Origin of the sequence: Microbacterium sp. ACRRU (assembly GCF_022346945.1) — a bacterium.
Classification (GTDB): domain Bacteria; phylum Actinomycetota; class Actinomycetes; order Actinomycetales; family Microbacteriaceae; genus Microbacterium; species Microbacterium mcarthurae.
In genome coordinates this window covers 16,408-27,854 of sequence record NZ_JAKRNI010000009.1, presented here as the reverse complement: position 1 = coordinate 27,854, position 11,447 = coordinate 16,408, and the positions used below count along the sequence as shown (strand labels likewise).

The following is an 11,447-nucleotide window of genomic DNA, read 5'->3' as shown; positions in this document are numbered from 1 at the left end:
CCAGCGTGGCGCCTCGGGTCACCCGCCCGCGAATCGCACGGTCATTTTTCGCAATGCAGCGTCACGGGGCCGTCGCGACGGGGCGGCGCGCCGGCTCACTGGGCCGCGAGAGCCACCACCTCGGTCGCGGCGCGCGCGACCTCGTCGTTGACGACGCGGTAATCGAACTCGTTCTGCGCCGCCAGCTCGGTGCGAGCCGTCCGGAGTCGGCGGGCACGCTCCTCGGCATCCTCGGTTCCTCGACCGACCAGCCGCTGCACCAGTTCGTCCCAGCTCGGGGGCAGCAGGAACACCAGCGTGGCACTCGCATCGGCGGCCCGCACCTGTCGGGCGCCTTGCAGGTCGATCTCGAGCAGCGCCGTTCCCCCCTCCGCGAGGACACGGTCGATGGGCGCCCGCGGGGTGCCGTAGCGGTGCGTGTTGTGAACCGTCGCCCACTCGAGCAGCTCCCCCGCCTGGACGAGACGATCGAACTCGGCGTCGTCGACGAAGTAGTAGTGCTCTCCATCGACCTCTCCCGGGCGCGGCGCGCGGGTCGTCGCCGACACCGAGAGGTGGATCTCGGGGAAATGCTCCTTGATGTACGCCGCCACCGTTCCCTTGCCGACCGCGGTGGGTCCGGCGAGAACGACGAGGCGACTTCGCCCCGCACGCGGACCGGGCTCGGGCCACCGGGCGTCGAGGTACGCGCGCAGCGCGTCGCGCTGACGCGAACCGAGGCCGCCGAGCCGCTTCACGGGCGAGATGCCCAGGGATGCCAGGATGCGATCGCGCTTGCTCTCGCCGATCGCGGGGATCGCCGTGAGAAACTCGGTCACGCGCATGGCACCGGCCGCCGAGAGCGGGTCGGCCAGGCCGCGCCGCAGCAGCTCCTGCGGCGTGATAACGCGCGTGGCGACGTCGCGCTTGAGGGCGGCGCGCTCGCGGCGCGCAGCGACCGCGCGGCGGGAGGCAGCGGCGCGATCGACTTCGGGGGGACGGCGGGAGTCAGACATGCAGTGATCTACGGTACAGGTCGGCGCGCTCCTCGATCCGCTCAGCCAGGCGCGCGGGACCCACCGCGAGCACACTGCGGCTCTCGTTGGCCACGACGGCCTTCGCGACGTAGCCGAACAGCCGCCCGAGATCGGCGGGGTCGGCGCCCTGGGCCCCGAAACCGGGGGCCAGGATCGGCATGCCCGCGAGGGTGATGTCGTCGAGACCGAACGCCGTGCGGTCCACGGTGGCCCCCACGACGACCCCCACCGAGCCGAGCGCGCCGGGCAGGCCCAGGTTCGCTTCGTTCACATCGTGCGCGACGCGCGCGGCGACGTGCTCGTCATCGCCGACCGCCAGCGCGTCCGGAACGACGGCGCTCTGGATCGCGCGCGCCTCCGGGTTGCTGGTGGCGGCGAGGACGAACGCACCTTTGCGGGCGCGCAGAGCGACGGCGAGCGTCTCGCGCAGAGAATCGGCTCCGAGGTACGGCGTGAGTGTCACGGCATCCGCCTCGAGGGGGGAACCGGGCTCGAGCCACGCTGCGGCGTAGCCCGCCATCGTCGTTCCGATGTCACCGCGCTTGGCGTCGGCGATGACGATCAGTCCCGCCGCGCGGGCCGCGGCCAGGACATCCTCGAGGGCCGCGAAGCCGCGCGATCCGAACCGCTCGTAGAACGCCACCTGGGGCTTCACGACCCCCACGCGGCCGGCGGCGGCCTCGACCACGCGCAGACCGAACTCACGCGCGCCGTCGGCGGTGGCATCCAGCCCCCACGCCGACAACAGGGCGGCGTGGGGGTCGATGCCGACGCACAGGGCGCCGTGGGTCTCGAGCGCCGTCGCGAGGCGCTGACCGAACGTCTCGCTCATCGGCGGCTCGCGCGGTCGACGGCGTACTCCTGGAGGCTGCGCACCTCGAAGCCGTCCTTCATCGCCCCCAGAGCGCTCACCGCGGCGCCGAGCACGGCCATCGTGGTGAACAGGGCCTTGTCGGCGGCGACGGCAGCGGCGCGGATCTCGTATCCGTCGGCGCGCGCCGTGCCACCGCTGGGCGTGTTGACGATCATGTCGATCTCGCCGGCGTTGATGAGGTCGACCACGTTCGGCTGACCGGAACCATGCGTCTCGGAGTACTTCTCCACGACCTCCACCCGGATGCCGTTGCGCGCGAGGATCTCGGCCGTGCCCTCGGTGGCCATGAGTTCGAAGCCGAGCTCCTGCAGCCGGTGCGCGGGCAGGATCACCGCGCGCTTGTCGGCGTCGGCGACGGAGATGAACACGGTGCCCGAGGTGGGCATGCCGCCGTACGCGGCCTCCTGGGACTTGGCGAACGCGGTCGGGAAGTCGCGGTCGATGCCCATGACCTCGCCCGTGGAGCGCATCTCGGGCCCGAGCACCGAGTCGACGGTGTGCCCGTCGGCGGTGCGGAACCGCTTGAACGGCAGCACCGCCTCCTTGACCGCGACCGGGGCGTCCAGCGGCACCCGCGACCCGTTGTTCTCGGGCAGCAGGCCCTCGGCGATGAGCTCGGCGACGGTGCTGCCGGCCATGATGCGGCTGGCGGCCTTGGCGAGCGGGATGCCGAGCGCCTTCGACGCGAACGGCACGGTGCGGCTCGCGCGGGGGTTCGCCTCGATGACGTAGAGCACACCGGCGGAGATGGCGAACTGCACGTTCAGCAGCCCGCGCACCCCCACGCCCTTCGCGATGGCGAGTGTCGCCTCGCGGACGCGGTCGACCTCGGTGCGGCCGAGGCTGACCGGCGGCAGCGTGCAGGACGAGTCGCCCGAGTGGATGCCGGCCTCTTCGAGGTGCTCCATGACGCCGCCGATGTACAGATCGGTGCCGTCGTAGAGCGCGTCGACGTCGAGCTCGATCGCGTCGTCGAGGAAGCGGTCGACCAGCAGCGGCAGGCCGGGGCCGATGATCGCCTGGTCGGCCACGCGCACGAAGTAGTCGCGCAGCGCATCGGTCGAGTACACGATCTCCATGCCGCGACCGCCGAGCACGAAGCTGGGGCGGACGAGTACCGGGTAGCCGATCTCCTCGGCGACCTGGACGGCGCCCTCGACGTCGATCGCCGTGCCGTTGCGCGGGGCGATGAGGCCGGCGTCGTCGAGCAGGCGCGAGAACAGCTCCCGCTCCTCGGCCAGGTCGATTGCGGCGGGGCTCGTGCCGAGGATGGTGTATCCGGCGGCCTCGATGCCCTTGGCGAGCCCGAGCGGCGTCTGACCGCCGAGCTGGCACACCACGCCGAGGATCGTGCCCGACTGGCTCTCGGCGTGCAGGACCTCGAGCACGTCCTCGAGCGTCAGCGGCTCGAAGTACAGGCGGTCGCTGGTGTCGTAGTCCGTGGAAACGGTCTCGGGGTTGCAGTTGACCATGATGGTCTCGTAGCCGGCGTCCGACAGGGCGAACGACGCGTGCACGCACGAGTAGTCGAACTCCACGCCCTGACCGATGCGGTTGGGGCCCGAGCCGATGATGACCACCTTGGTGCGGTCGGACGGCGTGACCTCGGTCTCCCAGTCGTAGCTGGAGTAGTGGTACGGCGTGAGCGCCGGGAACTCCCCCGCGCACGTGTCGACCGTCTTGTAGACCGGGCGCACGTCCAGCGAGTGACGGATGCCGCGCACCTCGGCCTCGTCGAGACCGCGGATCTGCGCGATCTGCGCGTCGCTGAAGCCGTGCTCCTTCGCGAGGCGCAGGGTCTCGGCATCCAGCTCGCCGGCCGTGCGGATCATCTCGGCGACTTCGTTGATGAGAACGATCTGATCGATGAACCACGGGTCCATCGCGGTGGCCTCGAACGCCTGCGCGGGCGTCGCGCCCAGGCGCAGTGCCTGCTGCAGCACGACGATACGGCCGTCGGTCGGGGTCTTCGAGATCTCGAGGAGCTCCTCGACCGACCGCGACTCCTCGCCCCAGTGGAAGCTGGAACCGCGCTTCTCGAGCGAGCGCAGCGCCTTCTGGAGGGCCGTGGTGTAGTTGCGGCCGATCGCCATCGCCTCGCCCACCGACTTCATGGTGGTCGTGAGGGTCGTGTCGGCGGCGGGGAACTTCTCGAAGTTGAACCGCGGCACCTTCACCACGACGTAGTCGAGCGTGGGCTCGAAGCTCGCCGGCGTCACCTTGGTGATGTCGTTGGGGATCTCGTCGAGGCGGTAGCCGATGGCGAGCTTCGCCGCGATCTTGGCGATCGGGAAGCCGGTGGCCTTGGACGCCAGAGCGGAGGAACGCGAGACGCGCGGGTTCATCTCGATGACGATGATGCGCCCGGTCGCCGGGTCGACGGCGAACTGGATGTTGCAGCCCCCGGTGTCCACGCCCACCGCCCGGATGATGTCGATGCCGATGTTGCGCATCTTCTGGTACTCGCGGTCGGTCAGGGTGAGCGCGGGAGCGACGGTGATCGAGTCGCCGGTGTGCACGCCCACGGGGTCGACGTTCTCGATGGAACAGACGACGACCGTGTTGTCGTGGGTGTCGCGCATGAGCTCGAGCTCGTACTCCTTCCACCCGAGGATCGACTCCTCGAGCAGCACCTCGTGCGTGGGCGAGTCGTGCAGACCCGCACCACCGATGCGACGGAGATCGGCCTCGTCGTAGGCGAAGCCCGAGCCGAGGCCGCCCATCGTGAACGAGGGGCGCACCACGAGCGGGTAGCCGAGCTTCTCCGCGCCGGCGAGCAGCTCCTCCATCGAGTGGCAGATCACCGACTCGGCGACGTCGGCCCCCGACTCGATGACGAGCTCCTTGAAGATCTGGCGGTCTTCGCCCTTGCGGATCGCGTCGACCTTCGCGCCGATGAGCTCCACGCCGTACTTGACCAGGATGCCGCGGTCGTGCAGCGCCATCGCGGCGTTCAGGGCCGTCTGGCCGCCGAGCGTGGGGAGGATGGCATCCGGCTTCTCTTTCGCGATGATCGTCTCGATCACCTCGGGGGTGATCGGCTCGATGTAGGTCGCGTCGGCGAAGTCGGGGTCGGTCATGATCGTCGCCGGGTTGGAGTTGACGAGGATCACACGGACGCCCTCCTCGCGGAGGACGCGGCACGCCTGGGTGCCGGAGTAGTCGAACTCGCAGGCCTGACCGATGACGATCGGGCCGGAACCGATGACGAGGACGGAGCGGATGTCGTCGCGCTTAGGCATTCTTCTTCGTCTCCTGGGTCGCGAGCACCATGTCGCGGAAGCGGTCGAAAAGGTAGTTGGCGTCGTGCGGGCCGGCGGCGGCCTCGGGGTGGTACTGCACGCTGAACGCCGGGATGTCGAGGGCGCGCAGACCCTCCACGACGTTGTCGTTGAGACCGATGTGGCTCACCTCGACGCGGCCGTAGCCGTGCGGGCTGTCGACGACGGCGTCCAGCGGCGCCTCGACGGCGAAGCCGTGGTTCTGCGAGGTGATCTCGACGCGGCCGGTCGTCTTGTCGAGAACCGGCTGGTTGATGCCGCGGTGCCCGAACGGCAGCTTGTAGGTGCCGAAGCCGAGCGCGCGGCCGAGCAGCTGGTTGCCGAAGCAGATGCCGAAAAACGGCAGGCCGTCGTCGAGCACCGCGCGCAGCAGCTGCACGTGCTGGTCGCTCGCGGCCGGGTCGCCCGGACCGTTGGAGTAGAACGCGGCGACGGGCTCGATCGCGCGGATCTCGTCGATCGTCGCGGACTGCGGGAAGACGTGCACGTCGAACCCACGGGCGGCGAGGTTGTCGATCGTGGACTGCTTGACGCCGAGGTCGAGCACCGCGAGGTTGCCGATGCGCTCCCCCGTCGCGGGGGTCACTTCGACCTCGGTGACGGACACCTCGGCCGAGAGGTTGCGGCCGGCCATACCCGGGGCCGCCAGGACGCGGCGCAGCTGCTCGTCGGCGTCGAGGCTCGCGGCCTCTCCCGAGAACACGCCGCCGCGCATGCTGCCCGAGGAGCGGATGCGACGGGTCACGGCGCGCGTGTCGATGCCGGAGATGCCGACGATCCCGTCCTCGACGAGGGCGTCGTCGAGCGAGCGGTCCGCGCGCCAGTTCGACACGACGCGCGAGGGGTCGCGCACGACGTAGCCGGCGACCCAGATGCGGCGGGACTCGGGGTCCTCGGCGTTGACCCCGGTGTTGCCGATGTGCGGGGCGGTCTGCAGGACGATCTGCCCCGCGTAGGACGGGTCGGTGAGGGTCTCCTGGTAGCCGGTCATGCCGGTGGCGAAGACGACCTCGCCGAAGGTCTCGCCGCGGGCACCGTACGCGCGGCCGGGGTAACGGGTGCCGTCTTCGAGCACGAGGACGGCGGGGTCGCGCGAGATGCGCGGAGGGGAGATCAGGGCGGTCATGCGTCGCTTCCTGTCGAGATGAGCGGACGGATGGCGTCGGCGAGGGATCGAGCCGAGGCATCCTGGGGTCGGATGTAGGTGTCGACGACGGTGTCATCGTCGATGCGCCAGCTGATGCGGGTCAGGCCGTCACGTTCGACCACGCGGTCGATCGCGACCGTGGCCTGAGCGGCATCCACGAGGCGGTCGCGGGTGAGCGCGATGCGAGGCTGGCCCGGCAGGTCGAGGGCGATCCCGGCCGAGGTGACCGTGACGTCCACGCGGGAGCGGAACCCGAGGCCGCGGATCGCGAGGCGTTCCAGGGGCTGTCCGTGCCGCGTGGTCGCGACGTAGAGGCCCGGGAACACACCCGTCTCCACGGCGCCGTCGGGAAGCTCTCCCACCGGGGCGGTGTAGCGCGCATCGCGCCGCGTTCGTCGCACCCATGCCCAGGCGAGGAGTGCCAGCACCGCGACGGCGACGCCGGCCATGACCAGCAGGGCGCCTTCGCGCGTCACGCGAGCACCCCCGGGGTCTCGAGCACCGCGCCGTCGACGACGGTGGGGATGCCGGCGCGCACGGTCCAGCGGACCTCACCCGGCAGTTCGCGGCCGAGGTATGGCGAGTTCTTGCTGCGCCCGCGGAGGTCGTCGAGGCCGAATGTGCGGGCGGGGCGGGGGTCGTACAGCGTGAAGCTCGCGGGCTGACCCGCCACCAGCGGGGTGCCATGGCCCTCGAGGCGTCCGATGCGGGCCGGGTTCTGCGACATCACGCGCGCGACGTCGCTCCACTCGAGCAGCCCGGTCTCGACCATGGCGTGGTGGACGACGCGCAGCGCGCTCTCGAGCCCCACCATCCCGTTCGCGGCGGCCGCCCACTCGCACGACTTCACCTCCGCGGGGTGCGGCGCGTGGTCGGTGGCGACGACGTCGATCGTGCCGTCGGCCAGGCCCTCGCGCACCGCGCGGACGTCCTCTTCGCGCCGCAGCGGCGGGTTCACCTTGAAGCGGGCGTCGTAGCCGCGGACGAGCTCGTCGGTCAGCAGCAGGTGGTGCGGTGTCACCTCGGCGGTGACGTTCACGCCCCGCTTCTTGGCCCACCGGATGATGTCGACCGAACCGGCGGTCGACAGGTGGCAGACGTGCAGGCGCGAGCCCACGTGCTCGGCGAGCAGGACATCGCGCGCGATGATCGACTCCTCCGCGACCGCCGGCCATCCGGTGAGGCCCAGCTCTGCGGAGACGGCGCCCTCGTTCATCTGCGCGCCCTCGGTCAGGCGCGGGTCCTGCGCGTGCTGGGCGATGACGCCGTCGAAGGCCTTCACGTACTCCAGCGCGCGCCGCATGATGAGCGGGTCGAAGACGCAGAAGCCGTCGTCGCTGAACACCCGCACGCGCGCGCGGGAGTCGGCCATGGCGCCGAGCTCGGCGAGACGCTCGCCCTTCTGGCCCACCGTGACCGCGCCGATGGGCTGCACGTGCACATACCCGGCGGCCTCGCCGAGCGCGAGCTCCTGTTCGACGACGCCGGCGGTGTCGGCGACGGGTGAGGTGTTGGGCATGGCGAAGACGGTGGTGAAGCCTCCCGCCGCGGCCGCGCGCGACCCGGTGGCGACGGTCTCGGATGCCTCGTACCCGGGCTCGCGCAGGTGCACGTGGAGGTCGACCAGGCCCGGCAGAGCGATGAGGCCGTCGGCATCCACGACGGTCGCGCCGGCGTGGGAGAGGCCCGTGCCGGTTTCGGCGATGACACCGTCGCGCACGAGGAGGTCGGTGGCATCCTGACCCTCGATCCGCGCGCCGCGCACCAGCAGGGTGTGGGAGGGGGCGTGGCTCATCGGAGGTCCTCTTTCTCGGAGTCGGTCCGTGCGCCCGCCAGCAGCAGATACAGCACGGCCATGCGCACGGAGACGCCGTTCGCCACTTGCTCGAGAACCGTCGAGCGCGGGGAGTCGGCGGCTTCGGCGGAGATCTCCAGGCCGCGATTCATCGGACCCGGGTGCAGAACGATGCTACCGTCCGGCAGCGCGTCCAGGCGCCGCGCATCAAGGCCGTAGCGCCGGGAATACTCCCGTTCAGTCGGGAAATAGGCGGCATTCATGCGCTCGAGCTGGATGCGCAGCATCATCAGCGCGTCCGGCCCCGCGGCGATCGCGCGGTCGAGGTCGTACTCCACCTCGACGGGCCAGCCGCTGACGTCCTGCGGGATGAGTGTGGGCGGGGCCACGAGCGTGACGTGCGCGCCGAGGGTGTGCAGCAGCCACACGTTCGACCGCGCCACGCGGGAGTGGAGGATGTCGCCGACGATCGTGACCCGGATGCCGTCGAGCCCCCGGCCGCGGCTGTCGTCGCCGAACAGGCGCTTGCGGATCGTGAACGCGTCCAGGAGAGCCTGCGTGGGATGCGCGTGCGTGCCGTCGCCGGCGTTGACGACTCCGGCCGTGATCCAGCCGCTGGTGGCGAGGGTGCGCGGAGCGCCTGAGGCTCCGTGGCGGATGACGACGGCATCCGCTCCCATCGCCTGCAGGGTTTGGGCGGTGTCCTGGAGCGACTCGCCCTTGCTGACGCTGGATCCCTTCGCGGAGAAGTTGATGACGTCCGCGCTCAAACGCTTGGCCGCCGCCTCGAACGAGATGCGGGTGCGCGTGGAATCCTCGAAGAACAGGTTGACCACGGTCTTGCCGCGCAGCGTGGGGAGCTTCTTGACCTCGCGGCGCTGGGTGTCGGCCATGTCCTCCGCGACGTCGAGGATCTCGAGGGCCTCGGTGCGCGCCAGATCGCGGGTGTCGAGGAGGTGCCTCATGATTCGATCGTCACCTCTTCGATGCCGTCGACCTCGGCGAGGCGCACGTTCACCCGCTCGTCCCGCGCGCTGGGCAGATTCTTCCCCACGAAGTCGGGGCGGATCGGCAGCTCGCGGTGACCGCGGTCGATGAGGGTCGCCAGTCGCACGGCGGAGGGGCGACCGATGTCCTGCAGGGCGTCGAGCGCGGCCCGGATGCTGCGTCCCGAGAACAGCACGTCGTCGACGAGCACGACGACCTTGCCGTCGATGCCCCCCGCGGGGATGCGGGTCGCGTGCGGCGCGCGCGTCGGGTTGCGGTGCAGATCGTCGCGGTACATCGTCACGTCGAGGGCGCCGACCGGGACGGCCGCTCCCCCGAACTCGCTGATGAGCGGAGCGATGCGCTCCGCGAGCGTGACCCCGCGGGTCGGGATGCCGAGGAGGACGAGCCCTTCCGGTCCTTTGTTGGACTCCAGGATCTCGTGCGAGATGCGCGTCAAAGCGCGGGCGATGTCGGCATCGTGCAAGACGGTGCGCGTACTCATCCGCTGCTCCCTTCTCCGCCTCACGGGACGGGGTTAAAGGTTGCCGTGGTTCGAGGTCAGCTTAGCGGGTGGGCGCGGGAGTGTCGCGTGGGTTCCTCGCGTGCCGGGTGTTCGGGATGGCATCCGGCTGTCACGCATAAACGCTTTTCGCCTCCATAAACGCGGTGTGCACGTGTTTCTGCGCGCGGAGAGCGTTTATGCGTGGCGGGGCGCGGGCGAGAGAGCTCAGCGCCGCCGGCGTCAGCCTGCGGCGACGCTCGCCGCCTTCTCCTTCGCCAGGCCCGAGGGGGTCGACCGGATCGGGTGCCCGGTGGTCGTCAGACAGCGGCCCGAAGCCAGGTCCCACTTCCAGTCGTGCAGCGAGCAGGTGAGGATGCCGTCCTCGATCTTGCCGGTCTTGGTCAGGTCGGCGCGCAGGTGGGGGCACCGGCGCTGGACCGTCCAGCCGTCGATCTCGGCATCCTCGGTCTGGTCGGACTGCTCGGCATACCAGTTCTCGACGTACTCGATGCGGTCGCGCGACAAGCACTTCAGGAACGTCGTGAGGAACTCGTTGAACTTGCCCGAGCGGCCCACCTCGAACTGCATTGACAGGAAGATCGAGTTGGACCAGTCGATCTCGTGGTCGCGGATGTTCGTCGACACCAGGTCGGCGGGGATGGTGTACCAGTAGATGCACTCTTCGCCGGCGTACTCGCGCAGCTTCGCCTTCGGGAAGTCCACGACCATGTCGAGCTCGCCGATGCGGAACCGCACCATGCCGCCCACGCCGTTGCGGATTGTGCGGGCACGGCGCAGGAGCGGCTCCCACCACTCCTTCAGTGCCGCGAGCATCTCGGCGGGCGGGATAATCTCGGCGCGGGAGGCCTCCTCGGCCTGGATCTCGGCCTGGCGGCTGTCGCGCTGCTCGGCGAGGTAGTCCCACTTGTCACCGAAGATGCGGTCGATCTCGGCGTCCGTGTACAGCGTCTGCGTGACCGTGACGTCGGAGTGCTGCACGTCGACCTCGGTGCCGGGGAGGAACAGGTACCCGTTCTGGTCGGGGCGCAGCTCCTTCATGTGCGCGAGGAACTCCCGCTGATCGGTGAAGATCGAGTCGTTCTCCAGGCCCGTGCCGTTGTAGCGGAAGAGCGCCTCTCGCAAGAACATCGGCGGGCCCGCCATGGGGAAGACGTGCGCGGCATCCACCTTCTCGATGTAGTACATCGCCCGCTTGTTCTGCGCGTCGCGCTTGAGCTGGGCGAAGTTCTGCTTCGCGTCCTCGGGCAGGTCGTAGACCATGGGCCACCAGATCGCGCCGGAGACCTGGGTGAAGTACGCGTCGGGCTTGCCGAAGTCGAACAGCTTCTCGAGGTCGAGCGGGTGCGAGTCGTTCTGGTTGAGGATCGACGCGGTGCCGTCGTCGACCGACAGCGACGAGTCGCCGATCGGTCCGTCCGAGGGCGCGCGGAGCGGCGTGACCATGATCTTCAGGTCGCCGTACTGCAGCGGAACCCCCGCCTCGGTGCGAACGAGGTTGGTGTACCCGAGTGCGATGAGGTCCTGCTCGAGATCGTCGGTGGGGTACTCGGGGAGGAGGACCTTGATGTCCTTCGAGACGTAGCGCTCGAGCATCGCCGGATCGAAGTGATCGCGGTGACGGTGCGAGATGTAGAGGAAGTCGGCCGCACCGAAGCGCTCCCAGTCGAGCGCACGGTTGTCGGGGAACGGGAACCATGAGCCGAAGAAGCTCGGACCGATGACGGGGTCGCAGAGGATGCTGCCGCCCGTCGTTTCGATGAACATGCCCGCGTGGCCGAGGCCGGTGATCTTCATGTCGCTCCTGTCCGTGAGAACCCATCG

General features: G+C 69.9%; 9 protein-coding genes. All 9 read right to left on the bottom strand.

The features are described 5' to 3' along the window. Window positions 1-95: 95 nt before the first annotated feature. Window positions 96-995, bottom strand: coding sequence for a guanylate kinase (gene gmk / locus MHY30_RS06720; protein ID WP_239276105.1), 900 nt, complete (start codon window positions 993-995; stop codon window positions 96-98). Beyond that, window positions 988-1,848: an orotidine-5'-phosphate decarboxylase gene (pyrF, locus tag MHY30_RS06715; protein ID WP_239276104.1), complete on the bottom strand. Its 861-nt coding sequence runs from the start codon at window positions 1,846-1,848 to the stop codon at window positions 988-990. Before pyrF ends, gmk begins: the two co-directional genes overlap by 8 nt. Further along, window positions 1,845-5,132: a carbamoyl-phosphate synthase large subunit gene (carB, locus tag MHY30_RS06710; RefSeq protein WP_239276103.1), complete on the bottom strand. Its 3,288-nt coding sequence runs from the start codon at window positions 5,130-5,132 to the stop codon at window positions 1,845-1,847. Before carB ends, pyrF begins: the two co-directional genes overlap by 4 nt. Continuing rightward, window positions 5,125-6,297: a glutamine-hydrolyzing carbamoyl-phosphate synthase small subunit gene (gene carA, locus MHY30_RS06705; RefSeq protein ID WP_239276102.1), complete on the bottom strand. Its 1,173-nt coding sequence runs from the start codon at window positions 6,295-6,297 to the stop codon at window positions 5,125-5,127. The genes carB and carA overlap by 8 nt, the downstream gene beginning before the upstream one ends. Beyond that, entirely contained in the window at window positions 6,294-6,794 is a 501-nt protein-coding gene (locus MHY30_RS06700) for a hypothetical protein (protein WP_239276101.1), read from the bottom strand. The genes carA and MHY30_RS06700 overlap by 4 nt, the downstream gene beginning before the upstream one ends. Beyond that, window positions 6,791-8,113 (bottom strand): dihydroorotase, encoded by a 1,323-nt coding sequence (locus MHY30_RS06695; RefSeq protein WP_239276100.1) that lies wholly within the window; start codon window positions 8,111-8,113, stop codon window positions 6,791-6,793. The genes MHY30_RS06700 and MHY30_RS06695 overlap by 4 nt, the downstream gene beginning before the upstream one ends. After that, entirely contained in the window at window positions 8,110-9,078 is a 969-nt protein-coding gene (locus MHY30_RS06690; protein WP_239276099.1) for an aspartate carbamoyltransferase catalytic subunit, read from the bottom strand. The genes MHY30_RS06695 and MHY30_RS06690 overlap by 4 nt, the downstream gene beginning before the upstream one ends. Beyond that, entirely contained in the window at window positions 9,075-9,605 is a 531-nt protein-coding gene (gene pyrR / locus MHY30_RS06685; protein WP_239276098.1) for a bifunctional pyr operon transcriptional regulator/uracil phosphoribosyltransferase PyrR, read from the bottom strand. Before pyrR ends, MHY30_RS06690 begins: the two co-directional genes overlap by 4 nt. A gap of 240 nt (window positions 9,606-9,845) precedes the next feature. Beyond that, complete coding sequence (locus tag MHY30_RS06680; protein ID WP_239276097.1) at window positions 9,846-11,420, bottom strand: Rieske 2Fe-2S domain-containing protein; 1,575 nt, start codon at window positions 11,418-11,420, stop codon at window positions 9,846-9,848. Window positions 11,421-11,447 lie beyond the last annotated feature (27 nt).